The organism is Streptomyces sp. CB02414, from assembly GCF_001905385.1.
Taxonomy (GTDB): domain Bacteria; phylum Actinomycetota; class Actinomycetes; order Streptomycetales; family Streptomycetaceae; genus Streptomyces.
In genome coordinates this window covers 333,135-359,481 of sequence record NZ_LIPF01000003.1, presented here as the reverse complement: position 1 = coordinate 359,481, position 26,347 = coordinate 333,135, and the positions used below count along the sequence as shown (strand labels likewise).

Annotated in this window: 27 protein-coding genes and 1 pseudogene; 14 read left to right on the top strand and 14 right to left on the bottom strand. The window is 73.1% G+C overall.

Features of this window, described 5'->3' with window-relative positions:
* The first annotated feature begins 58 nt into the window (after nucleotides 1–58).
* The gene (locus AMK11_RS12660) at nucleotides 59–745 is read left to right on the top strand and encodes an alpha/beta fold hydrolase (protein WP_073726329.1); all 687 of its coding nucleotides are present in this window, start codon (nucleotides 59–61) and stop codon (nucleotides 743–745) included.
* 16 nt (nucleotides 746–761) lie between these two features.
* Here AMK11_RS12660 and AMK11_RS12655 read toward each other — a convergent pair whose 3' ends face one another.
* Complete coding sequence (locus AMK11_RS12655; protein WP_073726327.1) at nucleotides 762–1,913, bottom strand: SPFH domain-containing protein; 1,152 nt, start codon at nucleotides 1,911–1,913, stop codon at nucleotides 762–764.
* A gap of 54 nt (nucleotides 1,914–1,967) precedes the next feature.
* A complete protein-coding gene (locus AMK11_RS12650) occupies nucleotides 1,968–2,405 on the bottom strand; it encodes an NfeD family protein (protein WP_073726325.1) in 438 nt (145 codons plus the stop codon).
* A gap of 174 nt (nucleotides 2,406–2,579) precedes the next feature.
* Between AMK11_RS12650 and AMK11_RS12645 the strand changes: the two genes are divergently transcribed.
* Complete coding sequence (locus tag AMK11_RS12645) at nucleotides 2,580–3,818, top strand: cation:proton antiporter (RefSeq protein ID WP_073726323.1); 1,239 nt, start codon at nucleotides 2,580–2,582, stop codon at nucleotides 3,816–3,818.
* A gap of 164 nt (nucleotides 3,819–3,982) precedes the next feature.
* Here AMK11_RS12645 and AMK11_RS12640 read toward each other — a convergent pair whose 3' ends face one another.
* Nucleotides 3,983–5,107, bottom strand: coding sequence for an ABC transporter substrate-binding protein (locus tag AMK11_RS12640; protein WP_073726321.1), 1,125 nt, complete (start codon nucleotides 5,105–5,107; stop codon nucleotides 3,983–3,985).
* A 109-nt stretch (nucleotides 5,108–5,216) separates the two neighbouring features.
* Between AMK11_RS12640 and AMK11_RS12635 the strand changes: the two genes are divergently transcribed.
* The 4 genes from AMK11_RS12635 to AMK11_RS12620 all read left to right on the top strand — a co-directional run bounded on the left by AMK11_RS12635 (nucleotide 5,217) and on the right by AMK11_RS12620 (nucleotide 7,667).
* Nucleotides 5,217–5,483 (top strand): GlsB/YeaQ/YmgE family stress response membrane protein, encoded by a 267-nt coding sequence (locus tag AMK11_RS12635; protein WP_073726319.1) that lies wholly within the window; start codon nucleotides 5,217–5,219, stop codon nucleotides 5,481–5,483.
* A 60-nt stretch (nucleotides 5,484–5,543) separates the two neighbouring features.
* Nucleotides 5,544–6,119 (top strand): TerD family protein, encoded by a 576-nt coding sequence (locus AMK11_RS12630; protein WP_073726317.1) that lies wholly within the window; start codon nucleotides 5,544–5,546, stop codon nucleotides 6,117–6,119.
* Nucleotides 6,120–6,144: 25 nt separating this feature from the next.
* Nucleotides 6,145–6,729 carry a TerD family protein gene (locus AMK11_RS12625; RefSeq protein WP_073726315.1) on the top strand — a complete coding sequence of 195 codons (585 nt, stop codon included), beginning with the start codon at nucleotides 6,145–6,147 and terminating at the stop codon, nucleotides 6,727–6,729.
* A gap of 68 nt (nucleotides 6,730–6,797) precedes the next feature.
* Nucleotides 6,798–7,667, top strand: a complete 870-nt coding sequence (locus AMK11_RS12620; RefSeq protein ID WP_073726313.1) for a GNAT family N-acetyltransferase — start codon at nucleotides 6,798–6,800, stop codon at nucleotides 7,665–7,667.
* Here the strand turns inward: AMK11_RS12620 and AMK11_RS12615 are convergent.
* Together AMK11_RS12615 and AMK11_RS12610 are read right to left on the bottom strand one after the other, a co-directional pair.
* Nucleotides 7,613–8,971: a phosphatase PAP2 family protein gene (locus AMK11_RS12615; protein WP_073726311.1), complete on the bottom strand. Its 1,359-nt coding sequence runs from the start codon at nucleotides 8,969–8,971 to the stop codon at nucleotides 7,613–7,615. The two genes, AMK11_RS12620 and AMK11_RS12615, sit on opposite strands and share 55 nt — an antisense overlap.
* 244 nt (nucleotides 8,972–9,215) lie before the next feature.
* Nucleotides 9,216–9,842 carry a VOC family protein gene (locus tag AMK11_RS12610; RefSeq protein WP_073726309.1) on the bottom strand — a complete coding sequence of 209 codons (627 nt, stop codon included), beginning with the start codon at nucleotides 9,840–9,842 and terminating at the stop codon, nucleotides 9,216–9,218.
* Nucleotides 9,843–10,198: 356 nt separating this feature from the next.
* On the opposite strand from AMK11_RS12610, the gene AMK11_RS12605 reads away from it, so the two are divergent.
* From AMK11_RS12605 to AMK11_RS12595, 3 genes are all read left to right on the top strand, one after another.
* A complete protein-coding gene (locus AMK11_RS12605) occupies nucleotides 10,199–10,402 on the top strand; it encodes a cold-shock protein (protein WP_019324834.1) in 204 nt (67 codons plus the stop codon).
* Between the two features lie 262 nt (nucleotides 10,403–10,664).
* Entirely contained in the window at nucleotides 10,665–12,263 is a 1,599-nt protein-coding gene (locus tag AMK11_RS12600; RefSeq protein ID WP_073726307.1) for a DEAD/DEAH box helicase, read from the top strand.
* Nucleotides 12,264–12,314: 51 nt separating this feature from the next.
* On the top strand, nucleotides 12,315–12,641 hold the full coding sequence (locus AMK11_RS12595) for an SCO5918 family protein (RefSeq protein WP_073726305.1): 327 nt from the start codon (nucleotides 12,315–12,317) through the stop codon (nucleotides 12,639–12,641).
* A gap of 2 nt (nucleotides 12,642–12,643) precedes the next feature.
* Here the strand turns inward: AMK11_RS12595 and AMK11_RS12590 are convergent, their stop codons facing one another.
* The 6 genes and pseudogenes from AMK11_RS12590 to AMK11_RS12565 form a co-directional block, all read right to left on the bottom strand.
* Nucleotides 12,644–12,946: a DUF952 domain-containing protein gene (locus AMK11_RS12590; protein WP_073726303.1), complete on the bottom strand. Its 303-nt coding sequence runs from the start codon at nucleotides 12,944–12,946 to the stop codon at nucleotides 12,644–12,646.
* Complete coding sequence (locus AMK11_RS12585) at nucleotides 12,922–14,241, bottom strand: RNA-guided endonuclease InsQ/TnpB family protein (protein ID WP_073726301.1); 1,320 nt, start codon at nucleotides 14,239–14,241, stop codon at nucleotides 12,922–12,924. Before AMK11_RS12585 ends, AMK11_RS12590 begins: the two co-directional genes overlap by 25 nt.
* A 143-nt stretch (nucleotides 14,242–14,384) precedes the next feature.
* Nucleotides 14,385–14,564, bottom strand: a pseudogene (locus tag AMK11_RS38465) (sortase-dependent protein); the annotation flags it as partial.
* 124 nt (nucleotides 14,565–14,688) lie between these two features.
* Nucleotides 14,689–15,315 carry an NADPH-dependent F420 reductase gene (locus AMK11_RS12575; protein ID WP_073726299.1) on the bottom strand — a complete coding sequence of 209 codons (627 nt, stop codon included), beginning with the start codon at nucleotides 15,313–15,315 and terminating at the stop codon, nucleotides 14,689–14,691.
* 101 nt (nucleotides 15,316–15,416) lie between these two features.
* Nucleotides 15,417–16,433 (bottom strand): hemolysin family protein, encoded by a 1,017-nt coding sequence (locus AMK11_RS12570; protein WP_073726297.1) that lies wholly within the window; start codon nucleotides 16,431–16,433, stop codon nucleotides 15,417–15,419.
* Nucleotides 16,430–17,770 carry a hemolysin family protein gene (locus tag AMK11_RS12565; protein ID WP_073726295.1) on the bottom strand — a complete coding sequence of 447 codons (1,341 nt, stop codon included), beginning with the start codon at nucleotides 17,768–17,770 and terminating at the stop codon, nucleotides 16,430–16,432. Before AMK11_RS12565 ends, AMK11_RS12570 begins: the two co-directional genes overlap by 4 nt.
* Before the next feature lie 320 nt (nucleotides 17,771–18,090).
* Between AMK11_RS12565 and AMK11_RS12560 the strand changes: the two genes are divergently transcribed.
* Nucleotides 18,091–19,029: a sporulation protein gene (locus AMK11_RS12560; protein WP_073726293.1), complete on the top strand. Its 939-nt coding sequence runs from the start codon at nucleotides 18,091–18,093 to the stop codon at nucleotides 19,027–19,029.
* A 120-nt stretch (nucleotides 19,030–19,149) separates the two neighbouring features.
* On the top strand, nucleotides 19,150–19,404 hold the full coding sequence (locus AMK11_RS12555) for a twin-arginine translocase TatA/TatE family subunit (RefSeq protein ID WP_073726291.1): 255 nt from the start codon (nucleotides 19,150–19,152) through the stop codon (nucleotides 19,402–19,404).
* 28 nt (nucleotides 19,405–19,432) lie between these two features.
* Here the strand turns inward: AMK11_RS12555 and AMK11_RS12550 are convergent, their stop codons facing one another.
* Both AMK11_RS12550 and AMK11_RS12545 read right to left on the bottom strand, forming a co-directional pair.
* Complete coding sequence (locus AMK11_RS12550) at nucleotides 19,433–21,070, bottom strand: penicillin-binding transpeptidase domain-containing protein (protein WP_073726289.1); 1,638 nt, start codon at nucleotides 21,068–21,070, stop codon at nucleotides 19,433–19,435.
* Nucleotides 21,071–21,180: 110 nt separating this feature from the next.
* Nucleotides 21,181–22,182, bottom strand: coding sequence for an alpha/beta hydrolase family esterase (locus AMK11_RS12545; RefSeq protein ID WP_073726287.1), 1,002 nt, complete (start codon nucleotides 22,180–22,182; stop codon nucleotides 21,181–21,183).
* 115 nt (nucleotides 22,183–22,297) lie between these two features.
* Between AMK11_RS12545 and AMK11_RS12540 the strand changes: the two genes are divergently transcribed.
* From AMK11_RS12540 to AMK11_RS37930, 3 genes are all read left to right on the top strand, one after another.
* On the top strand, nucleotides 22,298–23,230 hold the full coding sequence (locus AMK11_RS12540; protein WP_241846954.1) for a LysR family transcriptional regulator: 933 nt from the start codon (nucleotides 22,298–22,300) through the stop codon (nucleotides 23,228–23,230).
* A complete protein-coding gene (locus tag AMK11_RS12535; protein ID WP_073726283.1) occupies nucleotides 23,227–24,102 on the top strand; it encodes a serine hydrolase in 876 nt (291 codons plus the stop codon). The genes AMK11_RS12540 and AMK11_RS12535 overlap by 4 nt, the downstream gene beginning before the upstream one ends.
* 79 nt (nucleotides 24,103–24,181) lie before the next feature.
* On the top strand, nucleotides 24,182–24,568 hold the full coding sequence (locus AMK11_RS37930) for a DUF732 domain-containing protein (protein ID WP_073726281.1): 387 nt from the start codon (nucleotides 24,182–24,184) through the stop codon (nucleotides 24,566–24,568).
* Nucleotides 24,569–24,602: 34 nt separating this feature from the next.
* Here the strand turns inward: AMK11_RS37930 and AMK11_RS12525 are convergent, their stop codons facing one another.
* Complete coding sequence (locus AMK11_RS12525; RefSeq protein ID WP_073726279.1) at nucleotides 24,603–26,231, bottom strand: right-handed parallel beta-helix repeat-containing protein; 1,629 nt, start codon at nucleotides 26,229–26,231, stop codon at nucleotides 24,603–24,605.
* Between the last annotated feature and the right edge of the window lie 116 nt (nucleotides 26,232–26,347).

Sequence of the window (26,347 nt, the reverse complement as noted above, 5' to 3'; positions counted from 1 at the left end):
CTCTTCCTACGGTGGCTCCGAGACGCCATGGACGACGAAGGAAGACGGAGTACTGATCATGGACATTCTGCTCATCGGTGGCCTGTGGCTGGACGGCTCCGCCTGGGACCGCGTCGTGCCCGCGCTGGAGGCGCTCGGCCACCGCCCGGTGCCGCTCACCCTTCCGGGACAGGGGGTGGGTGACGCGTCCGCCACGCTGGACGACCAGCTGGCGGCGGTGCTCGACGCGGTGGACGCGGCGCCCGGCAGGCCCATGGTGGTGGGGCACTCGGCCGCCTGCACGCTGGCCTGGCTGGCCGCCGACCGGCGGCCCGGGAAGGTGGCCGGGGTCGCCCTGATCGGCGGTGTCCCGGCCGTGGACGGTCAGCCCTACGCCGACTTCTTCGAGGTCCGCGACGGCGTCATGCCCTTCCCCGGCTGGGACCCCTTCCAGGGTGCGGACGCCGCGGACCTGGACGACGCGGCCCGGCAGCGGTTGGCGGCGGCCGCGGTTCCCGTGCCCGCCGGGGTGGCCAGAGGGGTGGTGCGGCTGACGGACGAGCGCAGGTTCGGTGTCCCGGTCGTGCTCGTGTGCCCGGAGTTCACACCTGCCCAGGCGAAGGCGTGGATCGACGCCGGCGACGTCCCGGAACTGGCCCGCGCCGAGCACGTCGGCTTCGCCGACATCGACTCGGGCCACTGGCCGATGGTCTCCCGGCCCGTCGAGCTGGCCCGGGTACTGGCGTCGGCGGCCGACGCCGCCTGACGCCACTACGTCGCCGCTACGTCGATCGGTCGCCGGACGTCCGTCCCCGGTGGGGCATCTGCGGGGACTGCGCCGCCTCCGCTTCCGCCCTGGCGTCGTCGACCGCGGCGGCGGCCTGCTTGCCGGCCTCGTCGGCGGCCGTGGCGGCGTCGAGGGAGACCGACCGGCCCGCCGGGCCGAGCTCGGGGGTTCCCGTTCCGGCCGCCGCGCCGGCGGTGTTGGTGACGCCGGCCGAGTCGGTGGCGTCGGCGGTGGCCTCCTCCTCCGCCGGCACCGGCTTCGCGGGGCCGCCCGCCGCCGACTGGTCGCCGAAGGCGTGGGTGACGGTCCGCACCGCCTCGGTCAGCTCGCCCGGGATCACCCAGAACGTGTTGTTGTCGCTGCTCGCCAGGTGCGGGAGCGTCTCCAGGTACTTGTAGGCCAGCACCTTCGGGTCGGCGTTGTTGCGGTGGACGGCCTGGAAGACCAGCTCCACCGCCTTGGCCTCGCCGTCCGCCCGCAGGATCATGGCCTGCTGCGTGCCCTGTGCCTCCAGGATGTCCTTCTGCCTCGTGCCCTCGGCGGTGAGGATCTTGGCCTGTCGCTCGCCCTCGGCGTGCAGGATGGCCGCGCGCTTGTCGCGTTCGGCCCGCATCTGCTTCTCCATCGCCTCCTTGATGGTGTGCGGCGGGTCGATGGCCTTGATCTCGACGCGGTTGACGCGGATCCCCCACTTGCCGGTGGCGTCGTCGAGGACGGCGCGCAGCCGGGAGTTGATCTCCTCACGGGAGGTCAGGGTCTCCTCCAGGTCCATGCTGCCGATGACGTTGCGCAGCGTCGTCACGGTGAGCTGGTCGATCGCCTGGAGGTAGTCGGCGACCTCGTAGGCCGCCGCGCGCGGGTCGGTGATCTGGTAGTAGAGCACCGTGTCGATGTTCACCACGAGGTTGTCCTCGGTGATCACCGGCCGCGGGTCGGACGAATAGACCTGCTCGCGCACGTCGAGCTTGGTGTTGATGCGGTCCGCCACCGGCACGACCAGGTTCAGGCCGGGCTGCAGCGTCCGCCGGTAGCGGCCGAACCGCTCGACGTTGTAGCGGCGCGCCTGCGGGACGATCCGCACGGTGGAGGCCACGAGGAAGACGACGACGAGGGCCGCCACGAGAATGGGGATGACAACTGGGTCCACAGTGCCTCCATTGCTTGCGGTGTGTTCAGCGTTCAGCCGTTCACGGTCATGGCCTCACGGCAGCAGTTCGCGGGGGTAGACCACGGCCGTGGCGCCTTCGATCTCCATCACGTCCACCAGCGCGCCCACCGGGATCACCAGGCTCTCGTCGAGGGCGCGGGCGGACCATTCCTCGCCGGAGAGCTTGATCAGGCCGTGGGTCGCGGTGACCTCCCGCACGACCTCGGCCCGCTTGCCTATCAGCGCGTCGCTGCCCTCGCGGGTGAGGGGTTGCTGCGCCATCTGCCGCAGCGCGACGGGACGGACCAGGACGAGGCCCGCCACCGCCGCCACGGCGAGCGCCACCAGTTGCCCGAGCAGACCGACGCCCACCCCGGCGACCACGGCGGCGACCAGCGCGGCACCGGCCAGCAGACCGAGGACCAGCGTCAGGGTGAAGAACTCCGCGGCACCCAGCGCCGCGGCGGCGAGCAGCCATACGAACCACGGCATCGAATCGCCCTCCTTATGGGGCCTTCCCCACCAAAGTACCTTCCGGAACGCCGGGCAGACAGGGTCTTCGCTCCGCCGGCGTACCCCGGGTGGTCCGGCGCGGGCCGGCGGGTGAGAGTGGCAGCGGCCGGGTGCGACCACGGCCCGCGCTCGCCGCCTGCCAGAAGGACGCCGATGACCCACCCCGGCACCCTGATCCTGATCATGGCGGCCGCCGTACTGGCTCCCCTGCTCGTGCACCTCACGGGTCGCCGGGTCCGGGTCCCGCTGGTCATCTTCGAGATCGCCCTCGGCATCCTCATCGGCCCGCAGGTGCTGGGCTGGGCGCGTCCCGGCGAGGTCGTCGACACGCTCGCCGACCTCGGGCTGTCGATGCTGATCTTCCTGGCCGGCTACGAGATCGAGTTCGCCGCGGTCCGGGGCGACACCCTGCGCCGGGCGCTGTGGGCGTGGCCGGTCTCGCTCCTGCTCGGTATCGGGGCGGGCTTCCTGTTCAGCGGCGGCGAGGTGTTCGAGGCGTTCGTCGTCGGTACCGCCCTGACCAGTACGGCGCTGGGGACCGTACTGCCGATGCTGCGGGACCGCGGGGAGCTGCGGGGACGCTTCGGGACGGTGGTGTCGGCGTTCGGCGCGGTCGGTGAGTTCGGTCCCGTCGTGGCGATGGCGCTGCTGCTCAGCGGGCGCCGGCCGGCCGAGTCGGCGGCCCTGCTCGTCGCGTTCGGGGTGGTCACCGCCGGTGCCGTGTTCTGGGCGCTGCGCCCGCGACCCCGGTGGTTCGGCGAGCTGACCGAGCGGACCCTGCACAGCAGCGGGCAGTTCGCGGTCCGGTTCGTCATGCTGCTGCTGGCCTGCATGCTGGGACTCGCCGAGGTGTTCGGCCTGGACGTGCTGCTGGGCGCCTTCGCCGCCGGGGTGCTGACCCGGCTCGTGCTGCGGCGGACCGTGCCGGAGGCCGGCGACGAGGTCCTCGGCAAGGTGGAGGCGATGGGATTCGGGTTCCTGGTGCCGCTGTTCTACGTGGTCACCGGGATCGAGTTCGACCTCGACGCCCTGCTGCACGACCCGGTCGCCCTGCTGCTGGTGCCGGCCTTCCTGATGCTGTTCGTCCTGGTGCGCGGCGGGCCCGTGTACGTCCTCGCCCCGAAGGACCTGCGCGGCGCCGACCGGACGGCGCTGGCCCTGTTCGCCTCGACGTGCCTGCCCCTGGTCGTGGCGATCACGACCATCGGCGTGGACCAGGAACTGCTGGGCACGGACCGGGCGGCGGCCCTGGTCGGCGCCGCGATGATCTCCGTGCTGGTCCTCCCGCTGCTCGCGGCGCGGGCACGGTCGGCGCGCGGCGGGGCGGGAGGGGGCGAGCGCCGTCCGTCCCGGCCCGCGCGGGGGACGGCGGACGACTCGGAGGCGTGGTGAGCGGGGCCTGCCCGCCGAGGACGTCGTCGGGCACGGCGTCGAAGAGTTCGCCCCGGTTTCGAAGAGGGCAAGCTCAGAGCGCTGAGCGACGACATCCTGGCGACCGGTCCGGGGCCGGGCCCCATGGGCATGCCCGACCCGGAAGCCTCGCGAGCGGGTGACCGTCAGCCGGCCACGTGCAGCACCCGGAAGCGGCCGGGTACCGCCGGGTCCCGGTCGACGACCTGGACCGGGGGCCGGGTCCACTGCCACACACCGGTACCGGGCGTGCGGGTGAACCGGATCCGGCCGCGGGTGCCGTCGACCGCGGTGTGCGGCCAGGACGCGGCGAGGCGCGCCCGGTCGGGGCCGTGGGCGCGCAGCATGGCGGCGAGGACCGTGACGGTGTCGTAGCCCTCGAAGGCGACGAACGAGGGCGCCTCGGCCAGCCGCTCCCGCAGGGCCGCCCCGACGCGCGCTCCGAGTGGCCCGAACCGCTCGGGCAGGTACCGCAGGAAGGGGACACCGGCGCCGTCGTCGCCCAGCAGCTCCGCCCACTCGGTGAACTCCGGCTGCCCGGCCGGGGCACCGATCAGGAGCCCGGCGAGGCGCCGGTCGCGGCGGACGGCCCTGACGAGCGGCACGGCCGGGTCCGGGAAGCCGGTCAGCAGGAGCAGGGCGGTGGCGCCGTCGGCGGCGAGTTCGCCGCACACCTCGGCGGGCGTGAGCGCGCGGGCGTCGAGCCCGGTCACGGTGGTGCCGTGCGGCGCGAGGTGCTCGCGGAGGATGCGGGTCCCCGACTCCCAGTACACGCTGGGTTCGGCCGCCACGGCGATACGGGTGTGGCCCGCGCCGAGCAGGAAGTCCGCGTAGGCCCGCCAGCCGTGCGACTGCGGCGCCGGGAGCCGCGCGACCGATTCGGCGGGCCGGTCGGTGAGGGCGTCGAGCACGGCCGACGAGCAGAGGAACGGCAGGCCTATGGCCTCGGCCCTGGTGGCGGCGGCGCGGGCGACGACGCTGTGGTACTCCCCGGCCAGGGCGGCCACGCCGAGGCCGGCCAGCTCGTCCACGGCCGCGGTCGCCCGCCGCGGATCGGCGGCGGTGTCCCGGACCACCAGCTCCAGTGGCCGCCCGTCGATCCCGCCGGCGCCGTTGGCCTCGGCGACGGCCAGTTCGAGTCCGGCCAGCAGGTGCCGGCCCGCCTCGGTCCAGCCGGGCCGGGTCAGCGGAACGAGGGCGCCGATGCGGACGGTGGAACCGGTGGAGCGCCGCGGTCCGCGGTGGGGTGCTGGTGACGCTGGAGTGTTCATAAGCCGCAGTCTCCCCGTGCCGGCGGCCCGGCACCGCCACCACCCACCCCCTTCTACATACTTGTAGAAGCTAAGCTGTCCGGACAGCAGTGGGAAGGAGCGCGGAAGTATGGGTGTCATCGCCTGGCTGGTGCTGGGACTGCTCGCCGGAGCGATCGCCAAGGCGATCCTGCCCGGCCGGGATCCCGGCGGTTGCGTCGGCACGACGGTGACCGGCATCGCCGGTGCCTTCCTCGGCGGCTGGCTGTCGGCCGAGTTCCTCGACCGACCGGTGCAGCGGGAGTTCTTCGACGCCGCCACGTGGGGGTCCGCCGTCGTCGGCGCCCTCGTGCTGCTGATCGGCTACCGCCTGCTGTTCGGCAACTCCCGGCGCTGACCGGACCGTCCGCCGAGCCCTCTGTCACGTCGCGTCACAGACATCGAGAAGGAGTACGCAATGGGAGTGTCCCTGGCCAAGGGCGGCAACGTCTCGCTGAGCAAGGAGGCCCCCGGCCTGACCGCCGTACTGGTCGGCCTGGGCTGGGACGTGCGCACCACGACCGGCACCGACTACGACCTGGACGCCTCGGCGCTGCTCCTCGACGCCTCCGGCAAGGTCCCGACGGACGGTCACTTCGTCTTCTACAACAACCTCACCAGCCCGGACGGTTCGGTCGAGCACACCGGCGACAACCTCACCGGCGAGGGCGAGGGCGACGACGAGGCCGTCAAGGTGAACCTGACCGCCGTCCCCGCGGAGGTGGACCGGATCGTCTTCCCGGTCTCCATCCACGACGCGAGCAACCGCGGCCAGAGCTTCGGCCAGGTCCGCAACGCCTTCATCCGCGTCGTCAACCAGGCCGACGGCCGGGAGATCGCCCGCTACGACCTCTCCGAGGACGCCTCGACCGAGACCGCGATGGTCTTCGGCGAGCTCTACCGGCACGGCACCGAGTGGAAGTTCCGGGCCGTCGGGCAGGGCTACGCCTCCGGACTGGCCGGCATCGCCGCCGACTTCGGCGTCAACGTCTGACATCACACCCAAGGAAGAACGCCACATGATCACGCTGACGAAGGAAGACGGCCCCGCGGACCTGGACGGGGTGACCCACCTGTCCATCGGCGTCTCCTGGGACCCGACCGCCGGCAGCAGCGGCGGAGTGCTCGGCAAGCTCCGCCGCAAGTCCGGCACCGACCTCGACCTGATCGCCGTCGCCATGCAGGGCGGCGACCCGGTACGCCTGGCCGGCCTCGACTCCCTCGACCCCATGGGCAACGGCTCGATCCTGCACAGCGGCGACAACCAGACCGGGCACGGGGACGGCGACGACGAGACGGTGACCGTCGAGTTCGCCCGGCTCCCCGCCCCCATCACGTCCGTCGTGTTCGTCGCCGCCGCCTACAAGAAGGGCAGCGCCTTCCAGAAGGCCCGCAACATCAGCTTCAAGGTCTACGACGCGACCGGCGGCAGCACCCAGCAGGTCGCCGACATCTGGCCCAGCCTGCTCAGCCAGGACAACGCCTGCGCCGTGGCCAAGGCCGTGCGGGTGGACGGCTCCTGGAAGCTGGAGGTCGTCAACGAGACGGGGAAGGTCAAGCAGGGCGACGAGCACGCGCTGATGCGGTTCGCCGTCAGCAAGTAACCGGCGCGTCCGGAGCGGCGGGGGCAGGCGCTCTTCCCGGCGGCCGGGTCCGCCGGGGACCATGCGGCATGCGATCGGACGACTGGCGGCTCACCGAGGACGTCGACGACTTCATGGACCGCGCCGGGGACTTCCTGCGCTCGCGCCCCGGCCTGCACATCGCGGCGCTGACGGCGATCGCGAGGCTGCGGGCACGCGGGGCGGCCGCGTACGGGCCCGGGGCACCCCTCTTCGGGCGGCTGGTGGAAGGCGGTGAGGTCCGCGCCACCTTCCACCGCCTCCCGTCCCTCGGGCTGGCCCCGACACCCCTGACCCCGGCCCAGGCCGACGCCCTCGCCGCGCACCTGACGGACCTCGGCCACCGCCTCCCCTACGTCAGCGCCGAGGACCGTACCGCCACCGCCTTCGCCGAGGCGTGGCAGCGGCGCACGGGGGCGACGCCCACACCCCGCGTGCGGCTCCGCCTGCACCGCCTCGGCACGCTCACCCCGCCGGACCCGCTCCCGGCGGGCCGGGGCCGGGCCGTGGGCGAGGAGGACCGGGAGCACCTCATGCGCTGGTGCGCCGAATTCGCGGTGGACGTGGGGGAGGCCGTCACGGTCGACGCCGGCTCCTGGGCCGGCACCCGGTTCGCCGACAAGCGCTACACCTACTGGGAGGGGCCGGACGGCACGCCCGTCTCCATGGCCGGCGTCAACCCGATGGTCGCCGGGGTGGCCCAGGGGGACCCCGTCTACACCCCGGCCCGCCTGCGCGGCCACGGCTACGCGGGTGCCGTGACCGCCGAGGTGAGCCGGGCCGCGCGGGCCGCCGGCGCCCGGGAGGTCGTGCTGTACACGAACGCGGCCAACCCGACCAGCAACGCCCTGTACCAGCGCCTCGGTTACCGCCCGGTCGCCGAATGGTCCGTGTACGACTTCGCGTGCAGTGCCGGCTGAGCGAGCGGGCTCAGGGCCGGTTCGAGTTGTGGTGCCGCCGCCTGCCGGGGCACGGTCGCCGGCTTCGGCACCCACTTCCTGGCAGTCCGCACGTAGCCGAGGACCACCGAGGCCATGGCGAGCAGGAGGAGCGGTCCGAACACCCACGGGTGGTGGGCCATTTCCAGGGACAGGTAGCGGGACGACGCCAGGACCGCCGCGAAGACCACCGTGCCGTGAGCGACCAGCCGGAGTCCCGACCGGTCCCAGCCGCGGTCGTAGGAGCGCAGCGCCGCCTCGATCGTGAGCGCGAACACCACGCCGGCGATGAGGTCGATACCGTAGTGATAGCCGAAGCCGAGGGTCGCGGTGAGCGTGGCGACCAGCCAAAACGTTCCTGCGTAGCGCAGGAGGCGCGGGCTCCGGCGGGTGTGGATGAAGATCGTGACCGCCCAGGCCGTGTGCAGGCTGGGCATGCAGTTGCGGGGCGTGACCCCGTCGTACGTCACCGGGTGGGGCGGGGCGAGCGGGGGCATGGTGTCCGGCCAGATGTTGGCGACGGCCCATTCCTCGCCGCCGGTGCCGAAGGCGCCCGTGCCGTAGAGGAAGACGGGCCCGACCACGGGGAAGATCATGTAGACGGCCGGCCCCAGCAGGCCGATCAGCAGGAAGGTGCGCACCAGGTGGTGCCGGGGGAAGCGGCGCTCGGCGGCCACGTTGCGCAACTGGTAGAGCGCGGCCACGGCCGCGGCCACCGCGAGCTGGGCGTAGACCCAGTCCAGGATGTGCGGCCCGACCGGTTCGGTGGCCTCGACCAGGCGGCCCATCACCCACGACGGGCTGCCGAGCGCGCGGTCGGCGGTCGCCACGTACTGGTCGAGGACGTCCGGGCGGGTCTTGGAGGTGATCAGCAGCCAGGCGTCGCCCGTCTTGCGCCCGGCCACCAGCAGCAGGCCCAGCCCGACGCCCTTCAGCAGCAGGACCCGGTCCGGGCCGGTGCGGCGCGTGACGGCGACGGCCGCGCAGCCGAGGATCGCCCACAGCGCGCCGTTGCCGAACGAGTGCCCCTCGGTCACCGTCGCCCCGGCCGCCCACCGCACCAGCGCGAAGACGAGGTCGACGCCGACCGCGGCGCCGGCCGCGAGGAACCGCTGCCGCCAGGTGAGCACCACCATCGTCAACGCCAGGCCGGCGTACAGCAGCGGCCCCGACGCGGGGGCGAATATGGCCTCTCTCGCCTGATTGGTGAGCGGGCCCCGCTCGCCGTAGCGACGCGCGGCGATCTCCAGCACGACGAGGAATGCGAGGGCCGCCACACCCGCCACGGCCCAGAGTCTCGCCCGTGGCTGGCGGCATATTCGTGAAAACACCCGCGGTGGCATGTGTCTCAATCTTTATTCTGTTTGCTACGAAATAGCCCGAGACGGCCTCAATAGCAAGGAATCCGGCGAAAACGACGGGCGGTGAGCTGGGGCTGGTCGTCTTCCTGTCGAAGGGAAATGTACGGGCCCGTCGACAGGAGAAGACGGGGGGATGACGGAACGGGTTCCGGCGCGGATCGCGGCGAGGTCAGGCCCTGGAGGGCTCGGCCGCCTCCCAGACGAATCCGTCGGGGTCGCTGAACGGGCTGGCGGCGCCACAGAGCACGAGCCGGTGCGACCCGGAGCCGTCGGGAGCGACACCGGCGACCTTGGCGAGGCCGCGGCGCTTGTACAGGGACAGCTTGACGGCGCCGGAGCCGGTGTCGAACTCGACGTACTTGCCGCCGAAGCTCTTGGCGACGGTGAGGCCCCGCTCGGCGTAGAACTGCTTGCTGGCCTTCACGTCCTCGACGCCCAGCAGGAGCACCAGTTCGTCGAAGTCCCTGGTGACGGGGCCGGTGTCCTTCTTCTTGGACGTCGCGAGCTGCCACACCGTGCCGTCGGGCGCCCGCACCACGCCGCCGTAGCCCCACAGCGACTTGGCGGCGGGCTTGAGGACGGTGGCGCCGGCGTCGACGGCGGCCGTGAAGAGCGCGTCGACATTGCCCGGCTGGGAGACCACGAGGGAGAGGGTGAAACCGCGGAAGCCGGTCGTGGGGGCCTCGGAGGCGCGCAGGCGCAGCCGCGACGAGTCCAGTCCGAAGGCGGCGGAGTAGAAACGGGCGGCGGCCTCGGGGTCGGCCACTTCCAGGGTGATGGAGTCGATGGCGTTCATGCCGTCGACGGTATGGGCGGCCGGGCGGCCGGTGCTTCTCGAAAACTGACGGGTCCCGTCGGCCCCTGCCGAAGGGCCGACCGGCCGGACCTCGCCCAGAAGGCCGTGAAGGACGTCACCACCCACGTCCGGGGGTGGCGCGCCGTCCCCGCAGGCCGGCCCGGGGCCGGGCGCGAGTATTCCCCGGCAGGCCCGGTCTGAGCGGTTTTTTTCCGGCCCTCCGGCGAACGTGGCGTGCTACTGTCGTAGGAAGTTGCAGTTGTGGTTGCCTGAAGGTTTTGTCCGACGGGGTGATCATCGCGGCGACCGGAGTTCGCACAGGGTGAACTCCGAGCACCGTCCCGAAGGAGAAAAACATGGCTTCCGGTACCGTTAAGTGGTTCAACTCGGAAAAGGGCTTCGGCTTCATCGAGCAGGACGGCGGCGGCCCCGACGTCTTCGCCCACTACTCGAACATCGCCGCCCAGGGCTTCCGTGAGCTGCTCGAGGGCCAGAAGGTGACCTTCGACATCGCGCAGGGCCAGAAGGGCCCGACCGCCGAGAACATCGTCGTCGCCTGACGCTCTCGCATCACTTCGCAGCCAGGGCCCGCACCGTGGGGTGCGGGCCCTCGCTCGCGTTTCGTTTCACTTCTCTTCGTTTCGCATCGCTTCACAGCATTCCGACTCGTTGCGTTTCGATTCTCTTTTTTTCGTTTCCCGGTCCGCGTCCGCGCAAAGCAGTGCGCCGACAGCGGCCGAGCCGGCTCGTTCTTGCGATTCGCCGCGCGGTTCCCTCGCTGCGGGACTCCCTTGATACGTGCCGTATCAAGGAAGGTTCCCCATGAACCGCGTACGCACCAATGACCGCCGACGCTCCGGCGGCGGCCCCCGCCGCTCGCAGGCCCCCGGCCGCAGGCCTGCCGCCCCGCAGGGGGAGTTCGCGCTGCCGAAGACGGTCACACCCGCACTGCCCGCCGTCGAGACCTTCGCCGAACTCGACATGCCGGCCCGGATGCTGACCGCACTCGGCGACGAGGGCGTGACCGTGCCCTTCCCGATCCAGGCGGCGACCCTGCCGAACTCCCTGGCCGGGCGTGACGTGCTGGGCCGCGGCCGCACGGGTTCGGGCAAGACGCTCGCCTTCGGTCTCGCCATGCTGGCCCGCACGGCGGGCCGGCGCGCCGAGTCCAAGCGGCCGCTCGCGCTCGTCCTCGTCCCCACCCGGGAGCTCGCCCAGCAGGTCACCGACGCGCTGGCGCCGTACGCCCGTGCGGTGGGCCTGCGCTCGGCGACCGTCGTCGGCGGCATGTCGATCGGCCGGCAGGCCGGCGCGCTGCGGGCCGGCGCGGAAGTCGTCGTCGCGACGCCCGGACGCCTCAAGGACCTCATCGACCGGGGCGACTGCCGGCTGGACGACGTCACGATCACCGTCCTCGACGAGGCCGACCAGATGACCGACATGGGCTTCATGCCGCAGGTCACCGCCCTGCTCGACCAGGTGCGGCCGGACGGGCAGCGGATGCTGTTCTCGGCCACCCTGGACCGCAACGTCGACCGGCTGGTCCGCCGCTACCTGACGGACCCGGTGGTCCACTCCGTCGACCCGTCGGCCGGTGCCGTGACCACGATGGAGCACCACGTGCTGCACGTGCACGAGGAGGACAAGCAGCGCGCGACCGTCGAGATCGCGGCGCGCGACGGCCGGGTGATCATGTTCCTGGACACCAAGCACCGGGTGGACCGGCTGGTGAAGCAGCTGCTGAAGAGCGGCGTCCGCGCGGCGGGCCTGCACGGCGGCAAGTCGCAGCCGCAGCGCACCCGGACGCTGGCCCAGTTCAAGGACGGGCACGTGACCGCGCTGGTGGCGACCAACGTCGCGGCCCGCGGCATCCACGTCGACAACCTCGACCTGGTCGTCAACGTCGATCCGCCCAGCGACCACAAGGACTACCTGCACCGCGGCGGCCGTACGGCCCGGGCCGGCGAGTCCGGCAGCGTCGTCACCCTGGTGACGCCGGACCAGCGGCGCGAGATGACCCGGCTCATGTCCCTGGCCGGCATCACCCCCCTGGTCACGCCGGTACGTTCGGGCGAGGCGGAGCTGTCCCGCATCACCGGCGCGCAGGCGCCGTCCGGAGTCCCGGTCGTCATCGCCGCGCCCGTCGTGGAGCGCCCGCGTCGTGCGGCGGCCGGCGGGGGTTCCTCCTCCCGTCGGCGCCGCGGTGGCGGCGGTGGCGGGCAGGGCCGCACCGGCCAGTCGGGCGCCGGCCAGGGGGGCACGGGTCAGAGCCGTACCCGCCAGGAGAACGCCGGGCAGGGCCGCGCCCGTCAGGAAGGCCCCGGCCGGCGGCGTGGCGCCCCGGGCACCCAGGGCCGGCCCGCCGGCGACGCCCCGCGTCGCGGCCCGCGGCGCCGGTCCTCCGGTGGCGCCTCGGCCTAGAAGCAACGACCGGCAGAACCCCACCCGCCCCGTCCCCTCCGTGGAGGCATCATGCGCTGTGTCATCGCCCGGTACCCGTTCGACCTCACCAAGGACGGGGTGGTGCAGTCGATGAAGGGCGTCACGCCGGAACCCGTCACCGGTGAGTCGGTGACCGTCGGCCGCCGCCGGTACCCCGTCAAGCAGGTGGGCGAGGTCGTCACGCGGCAGGACCGCCGCGACTTCTCCGCCGGTGAGGTCACCCGGGCCATGACCCGTCTGGGCTTCACCTGCCACGCCGCACCCGGTGCCGAACCCGCGCCGTCGGCGCCCGCCGTCACGCCGGTCGAGGCGGCGTCGGCGCTGCTCGGCGGCACCCCCGCCCCTCAGGACCGCTGAGGTCAGAACAGTCCCGTGGCCCGGCCCTCGTCGTCCCAGCGGACCTCCAGCACGCGCTGGACGGCCGCGCGGTCGACGGGGCCGAACACGTGCGGGAAGAGTGTGCCGTCGGCGACGCCCGGCGGCGGGGCGGGCTCCGCCGCCTCCCACAGACACCTCGCGGTGAGCCGGTCCTCGTCGAGGAGCAGCACCACCAGGGGCCGGGCCGCGCCGCGGTGGAAGGCGTTGACGACGGCGAGCGTCGTCTCCTCGTCGGGCGAGCATTGACATCCTCCCCCTCTCAAAAGAGGGGGATTCCAACCCAGGCGGGTTGAGGTTCACGGGCGCTCGAACGGCTGGTGACCGTTGTCGCCCCTCCGGCACCGGCTACGCGCCGGGGGCGGGGGATCCCGCCCTGTCCTGCCGCGACGTTGATACTCGCATTGGTGTCCGCGTTGCAGATGAAGCCGCAGGAGGAGCAGACGAACTCGGCTTGGCTCTTGCGCGAGTTCTTGTCGATCCATCCGCAGGCACTGCACCGCAGGCTGGTGTACGGGGCCGGCACGTCCTCCACCCGGCCAGGGGCCTTGTCCTCGGTGCGCTGCCGCAGCAGACCCCACCCCTGCGCAAGGACGCTCCGGTTCAGCCCGGCCTTCGCGGCCCGGCCGTTCCTGAGGTACTGACCGGGCTGGTCGGGGTCGGGCTTCGCCCTGGCCCTGTCGGTCATCGTCTTGATGTTCAGCTTCTCGAACCGCACCAGGTCGTACGAGCGGGCGAGCATCGTTGAGGTCTTCTCACACCAGTCCTTGCGCCGGTCGGCTTCGCGGGCCTTGATGCGCGCCACCTTGGCGTACTCGGCCGTCTTCCGGGCGCTGCCCTTGGGGGCCCTCGCCGCCCGACGCTGGTGCTTGCGGATCTGCGCCCGTTCCCTGACCGTGAGTTGCGGGCAGTTGAAGCTGCGGCCGTCCGACAGGGCCGCCGTGATCTTCACCCCTCGGTCGATGCCAATGACCTCACCCGTGCCCGGGGCGTCGACGGGATCGGGGATGACGGCGAACGCCGCATGCCACCGGCCGTTCCTGAGAGTGACACGGAACGTCTTCGCAGAAGGCAGGCGAGCGCCTTTTCCCTTGACGCTGAGGCGGAAGCGGACCCAGCCGCAGCCGGGCACCTTCACCCGCGCCCACCGGCGGTTGAGTCTGTGCACCACGACCGAGCGGCCAAAGACCTGCTTGCCGGTTCTCGGGTTCAGCTTCGGCGAACCGTCGGCCTCGCACTCGGGTACCCGGTCGGTGCCGATGACGCGGAAACCCTCGTGGCGGAACTTCTTCCGCCAGGTCGGCTCACCGAACCCGGAGGCGAACTTCGCGTTCTTGGCCTTGGCGAAGTCCTTCAGGGCCTGCTGCTGCACGTCCGCGTTCCCGGCGCCGAGCCAGTCGTTGTCCCGGCGGGCCTCGGTGAGCTGACGGCACTGCTCCGCGAAACCGGGGGCGGACTTCCGGCCGGGCTTCCAGTGCGAGTGCTGCTCCACGGCGAGGTTCCAGACATACCGGGCGTGCGCACAGTGCAGCAGCATCCGCTGCTCCTGCTCACGCGTCGGGTACAGCCGGAACCTGGTCACGCCGCCATACTAGGCACGCATCTGACGGGTCGTCAGATGAATCCCCGAATACCGGATGGCCTGTACGACGCCGCCAGGGCACTCGCCGCCGCCGATAACCACTCGCTGACCACGTGGCCGGTCGCCGTAGTGCGACATACCGCCCTGGCGACCGGGACGCTGACGGAGGGCGTCGGCGCCTCGGACGGCGCGGTGGTGGGGCTCGGGGTGGCGGTGGCCGGGGCGGAGGGGGCCGGGGTGGGGTCGTCGGCGAACGCGGGCGCGGTGCCCGCCAGTACGGCGGTGCAGGCCAGGGCCACGGCGCTGAGGATGGTGCGGCGCATCGGGTCGCTCTCTCTCGTCGGTCGGCGCGTGTGTCGCGTGGGTGCGGGTCGGACGGAGAGACGAGGCGGGGGCGGGGCGGGTTGTAAAGAGAAAGCAAAGTCGCGGTCGGCGGGCGACCTGGGCTCAGGCGGCGGCTCGCGGGACCACGTTGATGTTGAAGGTGTGGGAGCCGAGGCCGCCCGCGATGCCCATGAAGAGCAGGGCGAAGTGTTCCTGCCCGCGCGCGGTGGTGATGCCGCCTATGTCGAGCTGCGCGGACGGGGGCCAGCCGAGGTCGGTGAGCAGGCGTCCGGTGGTCCGCTTGGCCTCGGCGTCGTCGCCGGAGAGGAAGACCGTGGACGGGCCCGCGAGGCCCCCGGGGTCGGTCATCGCGGTGGAGTCCATCGTGCACAGGGTCTTGACGACGGGCGTCGCGGGGAAGGCCGCCTGGATCTGCTCGGCCAGGCTGCTGTTGGGGTGCGAGAGCTCGGTGTAGTCGTCGGTGAGGCCCACTCCGACGTCGATCACGATGCGGCCGGACAGCGCCGGGGCGCCGATCGAGCGCAGCAGCTGTACGGAGACGTTGCCGGGTGTCGCGTTGACCAGCACCTCCGCGTGGCTGGCCGTCTCACGCAGGCCGGCCACGGGAAGGCCGAGGTCCGTTCGCTCTCCGGGGCTGCGGGAACCGAGGAGCACGTCGTGTCCCGCGGCGCTCCAGCCGCGGGCCAGTGCCCGGCCGACGTTGCCGGTACCAAGGAGTCCTATACGCATGGCAAGGACGCTATCCGCGGGCCGGGGCGCGGCGGATCGGTCCGGGGGCCGGGACCGGACCGGCACCAAAGGCCTAGGCCCGGTCCCGGTCCCTTGGCCCGCTACACCGGCGCCGGTCCCACCAGTTCCGTCAGGACGTCCTCCATCGTCACGAAGCCCAGGACCGCGCCCGTCTCGCCGGTGACGGCGGCCAGGTGGCTGTTGTCGGTGCGCAGGGCGGTGAGGGTGTCGTCCAGCGGGGTGTCGATGCGGACCCGGGTCACCCGGTGCAGGGCCGAGCGCGGGAAGGGGGCGTCGCGCTCGGTCAGGCCCAGGGTGTCCTTGATGTGCAGGTAGCCGAGGACCGTGCCGCCGGGGCCGGTGACCGGGAAGCGGGAGTAGCCCGCCTCGGCGGCCAGGCGCTCCAGCTCGGCCGGGGTGACCGTGTGGCCGGCCGTGCGCATCTTCTGGGCCGGGACCAGGATCTCGCCGACCGGGCGGGTGCCCAGCTCCAGCGCGTCGCGCAGGCGCTCGCCGTCGGCCGGGGTGAGCAGTCCGGCCTCACTGGCGTCCACCACCATGCGGGCCAGCTGGTCGTCGGTGAAGACGGCCTCGACCTCGTCCTTCGGCTCCACCCGCAACAGCTTGAGCAGCGCGTTGGCGAAGGCGTTGATGCCGAAGACGAACGGCTTCAGGGCCCGGGTGAGGGCGACCAGCGGCGGGCCGAGGACCAGCGCGGTGGTCGCCGGGGCGGCCAGCGCGATGTTCTTCGGGATCATCTCGCCGATCAGCATGTGCAGATACGTGGCGAGGGCCAGGGCGATCGCGAAGGCGACCGGGTGGACCAGCGCGTGCGGCATGTGGACCGCCTCGAACACCGGCTCCATCAGGTGGGCGATGGCCGGCTCCGCGACGGCGCCGAGCACCAGGGAGGAGACGGTGATGCCGAGCTGGGCCGTGGCCATCATCTGGGAGATGTGTTCCAGGCCCCACAGGGTCATCCGGGCACGCTTGTCGCCCGTCTTCGCGCGCGGCTCGATCTGGCTGCGGCGCACCGAGATCAGGGCGAACTCGGCGCCGACGAAGAACGCGTTGGTCAGCAGCGTCAGGGCGCCGATGAAGAGCTGTACGACGGTCATCGGGCGGCCTCCGGCTCCCGGTCGGCCGGCATGACCGGCGCGGGCGCGGTGATCCGCAGACGGTCGGCGCGGTGGTGGTCGACGTCGAGGACGTCCAGGCGCCAGCCGTCCAGGTCGATGACGTCCCCCTTGGCGGGGATGCGGGCCAGCTGGGTGGCGACCAGGCCGGCCAGGGTCTCGTACGGTCCCTCCGGCGCGGTCAGGCCGATGCGCTCCAGGTGGTCCAGGCGCAGCGAGCCGTCGGCCTCCCAGGCGGCGCGGCCGTCGGCCTCGGCGGGGGCGGGGAGCAGATCCGGTATCTCGACCGGGTCGTGCTCGTCGCGGACCTCGCCGACGACCTCCTCCACGATGTCCTCGACCGTGGCCACGCCCGCCGTGCCGCCGTACTCGTCGATGACGACGGCCATGGTGCGGGTCTCGCGCATGCGCTCCAGCAGCCGGTCGGCGGGCAGGCTGTCCGGCACCAGCAGCGGCGCGGTGGCCAGCTCGGTGACGGGGGTGGACCGGCGCTTGTCCGGCTCCAGGGCCAGCACGTCGCGGATGTGCACGGTGCCGATGACCTCGTCGAGGCTGTCCCGGTAGACCGGGAAGCGGGACAGGCCGGTGGCGTGCGAGAGGTTCGCGGCGTCGGCGGCGGTGGCGTGGGCCTCCAGGGCCTTGACGTCCACGCGCGGGGTCATGACGTTCTCCGCGGTCAGCTCGCTCAGGTGCAGGGTGCGCACGAACAGCTCGGCCGAGTCGGCCTCCAGGGCGCCCTCGGCGGCCGAGTGCTGGGCCAGGGCGACCAGTTCCTCGGCGCTGCGGGCGGACGCCAGCTCCTCGGCCGGTTCCAGGCCGAAGCGGCGCACGAAACGGTTGGCCGTGTTGTTGAGGTGCCGGATGAAGGGACCGAAGGCGGTGGTGAAGCCGCGCTGCGGGGCCGCGACGACCTTCGCGACGGCCAGCGGGCGGGAGATCGCCCAGTTCTTGGGGACCAGCTCGCCGACGACCATCAGGACGACGGTGGAGACGACCACGCCGAGCACGGTCGCCACCGTCGAGGCGGCACCGCCCAGGCCGATCGCCGTCAGCGGGCCGCGCAGCAGCACGGCGACCGACGGCTCGGCCAGCATGCCGATGACCAGGGAGGTCACGGTGATGCCGAGCTGGGCTCCGGAGAGCTGGAGGGTCAGGGACCGTACGGCCTTCAGGGCGCCGTCGGCGCCGCGCTCACCGGACTCGGCGGCACGCTCCAGGTCGGAGCGCTCGACGGTGGTGAGGGAGAACTCGGCCGCGACGAAGACGGCGCAGGCCAGGGTGAGGAGGAGGGCCAGCAGGAGCAGCAGGACCTCGGTCACCGTGCCACCCCGCTTCCCTCACGCGCATACGGGGGAACTGGCGGGACGGCCGTGGCACGGCCGGTACTGGGAGGCTCCATTACGGAACGGGACTCCTTAACGGGGTCGGTGGGCGCCGGTGCCGGCCGGCCGCCCGAGGGGTCAGTCCTCATGGTAAAGGACGAGCAAAAACAAGGGGAGTCCTTCGACCCCTATGCTTCTACCCGCCTGTAGAGAACGGCCGGACGGTCCCGGTTGTTCCCGCACGGTCCTGTTCCCCGCACGGACTCGTTTCCCGCACGGACATGTTTCCCGCACGAACGTAAGGAGTGAACGCCTCGATGGTGTTCAAGCGGCTGCTCGGTTCCCTCGGCGTGGGCGGACCCACGGTGGACACGGTCCTCGACCCGGGCGCCGCCCGGCCCGGGGGCGCGCTGTCCGGCCGGGTCGAGCTCGTCGGCGGCACCACCGACCAGGACGTCGAGCACATCGTGCTGGAGCTGGTGGCCCGGGTCGAGACCGAGCACGGCGAGCACGGGGAGGGCGAGGGCGTCGTCGCCTTCGGCCGGCACACCGTCGGCGGCCCCTTCCGGCTGGCCGCGGGCGCGCGACAGGAGGTGCCATTCTCGGTGCCGCTGCCCTGGGAGACCCCGGTGACCGAGCTGCACGGTCAGCCGCTGGGGATCGTGCTCGGGGTGCGCACCGAGCTGGCGGTGGCCGGCGCCCGCGACAAGGGTGACCTGGACCCGCTGACCGTGATGCCGCTGCCCGCCCAGGAGGCGGTGCTGGAGGCCTTCGGGCAGCTCGGCTTCGGCTTCGAGTCCGCCGACCTGGAGTACGGCCGCATCGGCGGCACCGGGCAGCAGCTGCCCTTCTACCAGGAGATCGAGCTCACCCCGCCCGAGCGGTACGCCCACCAGGTCAACGAGATCGAGCTGACCTTCCTGGCCGTGCCCGGCGCCCTCGAGGTGGTGCTGGAGGCGGACAAGCGCGGCGGCCTGTTCACCGACGGCCACGACGCCCTCAGCCGCTTCACCGTGCCGCACGAGGGGCCGTCCGGGCCGCAGGACTGGAACGCCCTGGTCGAGGGCTGGGTCCAGGAGCTGGTGGAGCACCGGGCGTCGTACGGCTCCCACGCCGTGTACGGGCACGAGTCCGGGCTCGCGGTGGGGGTCGCCGGCGGGGTCGCCGGCGGGGTCGCCGGCGGGGTGGTGGCCGCCGAGGTCGTCGACGAGGTGGGTGACTTCTTCGAGGGTGAAGGAGAGGGGGAAGAAGGCTGACAGTTTCTACAAGCTTGTAGAAACTTTTCCCGGGTTCGTCTCCGCCGCACTCCGCCATGCCGTAGATTCCGTGCGGGCCCTGCCGCGGGTCCGCACCGCCGTACGCCACCAGGGAGCGCCGTGTTCGGACTGAGCGAACTCGCGATCATTCTCATCGTCGTCATAGCCGTCCTCGCCGCCAAGAAGCTCCCCGAGCTGACCCGCTCGGCGGGCAAGTCGGCGCGCATCCTCAAGGCCGAGGCCCGCGCGATGAAGGACGAGGAGCGGACACCGGCCGAGGACCGCGGGGAGCCGCGCGTGATCCGCGGCGAGACGGTCGAGCGCGGGGAGACCGACGGCACCACCGGCGGCCGGGGCGGCGGCGCCCAGGGCTGACCGCACGCCCCCGCACACCGGCGGAGGCTCAGGACGACGGGTCCTCGGGCACGGCGGACAGCAGGCTGTGCACGATCGGCCCCGCCGAGCCGCCGCCGGTGACGCCTTCCTCGACGACCACGGCGACGGCCACGTTGCCGCGGTGGGCGACCATCCAGCCGTTGTTGTCCTGGTCGTCGGAGACCTCGGCGGTACCGGTCTTCGCACCGATCTCGCCGGGCAGGTCGGCCAGGACGCGCGCGGTGCCGTCGGTGACGGTGGCCCGCATCAGCTCGCGCAGCTCGCTGACGATTTCGTCGGGCAGCGGCTCGGTACGGGTCCCGTCCTCGTTCCCGGCGGTGACCGACGGCTGGTGGAACTCGCCGGAGACCGCGGTGGCGGTCACCGACGCCATGATCAGCGGGTTGGCCTGGACACGGCCCTGCCCGATCATCGACGCGGCCTTCTCCGTCTCGTCCTTGGGCACCGGCACCGACCCGTCGTACGTCGGGATGCCGATGTGCCACTCCTGGCCGACCCCGAAGTAGGTGCGGGCGACCTCGCCCAGCTCCCCCTCGTCGAGCTTGCCGCGCAGGCTGATGAAGGCGGTGTTGCAGGACTCCGTGAAGTCCTTGCGGAACGTGGCGCCGGGGAACTCGGACATCTCCACGTTGTGGAACTCCTTGCCGACCGTCAGGTACTTGGGGCAGTCCACGACGTCATCGGGCTTCACCGCGCCCTTGAGCAGCAGGGCGCTGCTGGTGACGATCTTCCAGGTGGAGCCGGGCGCGTAGGTGCCGGAGGCGGCGCGGTTGAAGCCGGAGGCGGGGGAGTTGGCGAGGGCGAGGACCTCGCCGTTGTCGACGCGGAGGGCGACGAGCGCGGCGTTCTTGCCGTCGGCCGCCGCCAGCGCCTTCTCGGCCGCCGCCTGCCAGGTGGCGTCCAGGGTGGTGCGCACGGGCTCGTCGGCGGTCACCGGGTCGGGTTCCTCGCCGAAGGACGCCTCGGTGCGCACGGTCTCGCCGGTGGCCCGGTCGACGAGTTCCACCGCGCCGCGCGGCCCGCCGCCGGACTTCCCGGCGAGCCTGCCCAACAGCGGGGTCAGGGACGGGTAGGAGCCGTCCGCGACGGAGACACCGTGGCGGTCGGTGACCTTCGGCGGGGGCGTCTCCTCGCGCTCCAGGCGGAACTTCTCGGTGTCGCTCAGCCGCGGGTGGACCAGTGACAGCCGCCAGTCCACCTTCCAGGCGCCGTCCTTCTGCTCGCGCAGCGGCAGTTCGGACTCGTACGTCCAGGTGCCCAGGCCCTTGACCGGCATCTTCGCGGTGAAGGGGACCGTGAGGGCGCCGTCCTCGGCCTCCTTCGCGTCCTCGGCCGCCGTCAGCCCGGGCTTGTCGATGTCGAGGCCCGCGGTGAAGCTCTGCAGCACCTCCTCGGCCGTACCGGGGCTGGTGGTGCGGCCGGCCGCGCTCGGCAGGCGCCCGGCGGACCAGTCGGCGAGGAAGGCGCGCGCCTGTCTCAGCGCGGCGGGGTCGGGGCCGTCGTCGCCGCGCGCGAAGGGACCGAACCCGGCGGCGTACGAACCGCCCGCGGCGATCGCGAGCACGACCCCCACGGCGGCGACGGCACGCGCGCCGTTGCGGGGCCTGCGACGGGAGGGAGGGGTGAGGTGAGGCATGTCCTGCATCAGCGTCTTTTCCTGTCCGTGGGTCGGGGCCGGTCGGGTCGAGTCGGGTCCGGTCGAGGCGGGTCCGGTCGAGTCGGGTCCGGTCGAGGCGGGCCGGCCGCCGGAACCGGTCAGCGGGCGGCGAAGAAGTCGAGGATCGTGTCGGTGGCGTCCAGGGCGTCGCTGGTGGGACCAAGCCGCGCGTCCGGGACGAAGGAGGAGCCCGGCCAGGTGTGGCCGCCGCCGTGGACGACGAGGAGCCGGACGTCGCCGGGGGCCCGGCCCGGACCGGACGCGTCCTTCAGCTGCCAGACCGTGCGGTCGTACCCCTTCTCCTCCTCGGTGACCGGCTCCCCCGCGCCGCCCGCCTCGGCGAACGCCTCCGCCGTGTCCCGGGCCGACCGGCTCGGCAGGATCGGCTCCTTCGGGTCCGGCGGCGGGGAAGGCCAGCCCCCGATCGGGCGCACGGGGTCGTCGGCGCCGTAGACGACCATGACCGGGATGCCGCCGGTGGGCTCCACCGCCGCCGCTCCCGCGGGCAACTGGCCGGCGACCGAGGCCGCTCCCGCCAGCAGACCGGGCCGCTCGGCGGCCATGCGGAGCGCCATGGAGCCGCCGTTGGAGAACCCGGCGACGTAGACGCGCTCAGGGTCGGCGTGCTCGGTGCGCACCAGGTGCTCGATCAGCGCCTCGGTGAACCGGACGTCCAGACCGGGGTCCGGGCGCTGCGGGGTCTCCTGCGTGCCCGCGCCCCAGCCGCTGTCGATGCCCTCGGGGTAGGCGACGAGCATGCCGCGCGCCCCGGCGGCCCGCTCCAGGCGGCTCTGCTCGCGCAGTTCGGCGGCGTCGGAGCCGCGGCCGTGGAAGGCGATGACGAGGGGCCTGGGGCCGTCGGCGGGGGCGGGCCGGTGCAGCAGGTACTCGCGGGTGCGGCCGTCCACGCGCAGCTCGGCGCGGACGTCCGGCGCCGCGGAGGCCGTACCCCCGCTGCGGGCCGGGGCGCTCGCCGACGACGGCGAGGCGTCCGGAGGCTCGGGCTCGGTGGCACAGCCGGCCAGCGGGAGGACGAGGGCGAGGGCGAGCGCGCCGGGCCACCGGCGGGGGCGGGACAGGAGGTCACGGAGGGAGCGCATGTCCCGAGGAGAGCAACCCCGCGGGCCCTCTGTCCAAGATGCATATCAATGTCGGTTCGATCAATCCCCGATATGATTACTGTTCGTGGACCTGGTGCGGCACCTGGAGTGCTTTGTGGCTGTTGCAGAAGAGTCACACTTCGGGCGTGCCGCCGCCCGACTCGGCATGGCCCAGCCGCCCCTGTCGCAGCGCATCCAACGGCTGGAGAAGGAGCTGGGCGTCCGGCTCTTCGAACGCTCCAGCCGCCGGGTGACGATCACCGAGGCGGGGACGCTGCTGCTGGCCGAGGCCCGCGAGCTGCTCGCCCGCGCCGAGTCCCTGCGGACCGCCGCGCGCCGTATCCGGGACGGCGAGAGCGGTCTGCTGCGCGCCGCCCTGTCCCCCGACATCTCCGGCGAGACCGTCGCCGCGCTGCTGGCCGGCTTCCGGCACCGGCACCCGGGGCTCGAACTGGAGCTGCACGAGCTGACCACCGCCCAGCAGCTCGCCGCCTTCGCCGCCCGTGAACTGGACGTCGGCCTCATCCACCACCCCTGCGACGTCACCGGGCTGGAACTGGGTCCGGTGCTCCGCCGCGACCTCGGCGTACTGCTGCCGCGCGGCGCCCCGCAGACGGAGCTGGAGGAGGTGCCGCTCGCCGCCCTCAGCGGCTACGACCTGGTCCTCTTCCCGCGCGCGGACGCTCCCGCGGTCTACGACGACCTGCTCACCGCCTGCGCCCGGGGCGGCTACACGCCCACCGCCGTACGGCACGGCCAGGGGGCCAGCTTCATCCGCGGCCTGGTCCTGTCGTCCGGTGCCGTCGCCCTCGGCCCTCGCGACACCCGGCTCGTGGCCCCCGGCGACCAGGACCTGGTCTGGCGTCCGCTGGCCGGGGCCCCGCCGGCCTGGCGGCACTCCGCGGCCTGGCCCAAGGGGCGCGGCGACGCCGCCGTCGACGCCTTCGCCGACGCCGCCACCCACGCCCTGCGCACCACGGCCGGCGCCCACTCCGAGGCACCCGCCCGGCCACTGCACCTTCGCCCGGCATCGGAGTTCTGGCTATGACCGACACCACCGCCGCCCGGCTGGGCGCCGCCTTCGCCGACGCCGGGGTCACCGGGTGGCTGCACGCCGTGGACATCGACTCCGGTGCGCAGGTCGAGGCCGGGGCCGACCAGCCGGTGTGCACGGCCAGTGTCCACAAGGTGTGCGTACTGGTGACCCTGCACGAGCTGGCGGCGGCCGGGGAGATCGACCTGACCGAGCGGGTGGAGTGTCCGCCGGCCGGGCGCACCCCCGGACCCACGGGGCTCGCGGCGATGCTGGACCCGGTCCGGCTGTCGCTGCGCGACGCGGCGCTGCTGATGATGTCCGTCAGCGACAACACCGCCGCCGACCTGCTGCTGCGCCGGGTGGGACTGGACGCCGTCAACCGCACCACGGCCCGGCTGGGCCTCACCCGCACGCGGGCGGTGTACGGCTTCGGCGAGATGCTCGGCACCATGCGCGAGGACGCCGGGCCGGCCGGCACCCGGGCGCTGACCGACCCGCACGTCATCACCCGGCTGCGCGCCCTGGACCCGGCCCGCACCAACCGCAGCACCCCCCGGGACATGACCCGGCTGCTCGGCGCGCTGTGGCGGGACGAGACGTGCCCTGCGGAGTACGGCGCCGCGATGCGCCGCGTCATGGGCCTCCAGGTCTGGCCGCACCGCCTGGCCTCCGGCTTCCCCTTCGACGACGTACACGTGGCCGGCAAGACCGGCACCCTGCCGACCCTGCGCAACGAGGTCGGCGTCGTCGAGTACCCCGACGGCGGCCGCTACGCCGTGGCCGTCTTCACCCGCACCGCCAACCCGGCGGCCACCCTCCCGGCGGCGGACGCGGTGATCGGCACGGCGGCGCGGATCGCGGTGGACGCGCTGCGGGCGCCGTGAGGCGGCGATCGCGGCGGGCTGCGTGGTGGCGGGGCGGCGTAGTCTCTCGGCGGACGATCCACAGGGCAGGGGGGACGGCATGGGGAAGCGGGCGGCGGTCGCCGTGGCGGGGCTGGTGGCGGTGGCCGGGGTGGTCACGGCCGCGGTGTACGGCGGGTACGGCGGCGAGGGCGACGGGGACGGCACCCAGAGCGTGGAGTCCCGGACGGTCGGCGGCGGGGAGCGGCATGTGATCCCGTCGCCCGAGGCCGGTCAGCGGGAGCTGCTGCTGAGCGACCTGGCGGCCCTCAACCCGACCGTCGCCGCCGACGAGGACGCGGCCGTCGAGAACGCCCGCTGGCTGTGCGTCGACATCCGGCAGGGGCGGCCCGAGGAAGAAGTGCGGGACGCGGCGGCCCAGCGGTTCCGGGTGACCTGGGAGCAGAGCGCGCAGGTCCTGGACGCCATCAGGGGCACGTTCTGCTGATCCGGACGGCCGTGCTCCCCGGCCACCGAATCCGTCAGCCGTCGTTGTCCCGCCAGCGTCCGCCGCTCGGGGCCGAGTCGAAGCGGGTGGCCGCCGAGGCGTTGCCGCTGAAGTCGTTGCCGGAGACCCGGCCGGCGGTCCAGGTGGCCTCGTGGGCGATCCACAGGGCGTGGGTCTGGGTGCGCGGGTGCCCGTCGTCCCGGAACCGGTTGCCGTGCACGTACGGGTGGGTGACGGCCGCGGCGGCGGTGAGACCGGTGCGCGGCGACGGGGTGTCCGGGAGGCGGTAGGCGGTGCCGGACCCGGGGGTGGCGTCGGACGGCCAGGCGGTCCGGGCGCCGGGGCGCCACGGGGCGAGGGTGAGTTCGGTCGCGGTGTTGCCGGTGACCATGGCGGTGACCTCCGCGTTCCCGGCGCCCACCGTCAGGGTCTTGCCGCGGTGGCCGTCGGGGAGCCAGTCCGCGTGCGGGTCGGTCAGGGACAGCGGGCCGCAGGTCACGCCCTCGCCGCCGCCCTCCGTCGCCGGGGCGGCGCGGCGGCCGTTGCCGCGGACGCGGTTGCCGAGGAGCGCCGGTTCGTGCAGCGGGGCGTCGATACGGATGCCGTCCAGGCCGTTGTCGTGGATGTCGTTGGACTCCAGGACGATGTCGTGGGCGGGTTCCTGGTCGCCGCCGGCCAGGTTGTGCTGCCAGTAGCCGTACCGCCCGTTGCCGCCGATCCGGTTGCCGTGGAAGGCGTACGGCCCCGGCGTGTTGCCGAGCGCGATCCCGTCCCGCACGTTCCCGTCGATCAGGCACCCGGTGACGATGCCGCCGCGCCCGCCGACGCTGGTTGTGCCCTGCGCCGACACGTCGAACCCGGCGACGTGGTTGCCGAGCATCGTGCACCCGGTGACCAGCAGGCCCTCGGCGCCCCAGTCGGAGATGCCGTAGCGGTTGCCCTCGGTGTGGCAGGCGGTGACGCGGATGCCGCGCGGCGGGGCCCAGTGGTCCTGCTGGAGTTCGAGGAAGATGCCGTTGGTGCCGTTGCCGTTGGCCGTGCAGTCGGTCACTGCCAGCCGCTCGACGGGCCCCCAGCCGCCGACGCCGATGCCGATGCCCGCGCCGCCCATCTTCTCGCCGGGGTCCTGCCGCCCGCACCGTTCGGCGAGCACGCCCTCGACGACGGTGTCCTGGAGGAAGTCGCAGCCGAAGCCGGTGGCGGCCGTGTCGTGGATGTACAGGTCGCTGAAGCGCCCGCGCAGCACGTACTGGAGGCCGAGCCCCTTGGCCAGCACCTCGTACTCCTCCGTCTCCACCGCGGAGCCGTCGATCTCGAAGTGGGCGAAGGTGACGTCGGCGATGTGGTGGTCCGGCCCGGCGCCGTGCTGGGCGGTGGTGAACCAGGCCAGCGGCACCGGCTGCGCGGGGGCGCCCGGGTTGGCGAGGACGAAGCAGGTGGCGCCGCGGCCGGCGCCGATCAGCGAGACACCGCTGCGCCAGAGCACCGGGCGGTCCCGGATCAGGTACCGCCCGGCGGGCACGCGGACGGTGCGCGGCAGGCCGTCCGCGGCGGTGGCGTCGCCGAGCGCGTCCACCAGTTTCTGCAACGCCGGCCGGTCGTCGGCGGTACCGTCCCCGACCAGGCCGTACTCGTGGGCGTCGGCCGTCAATGGCGCGGTCATACGGGCGCTCCTTCCGCCGGCGGCGCGGCACGGCGCCTCCGGCTCCGACGCCGCCGCGCCGGCGGCCGGGTACCAGTCGGCGGCGGTCCTCAATCACGGCGGGCCCCCCGGAATAC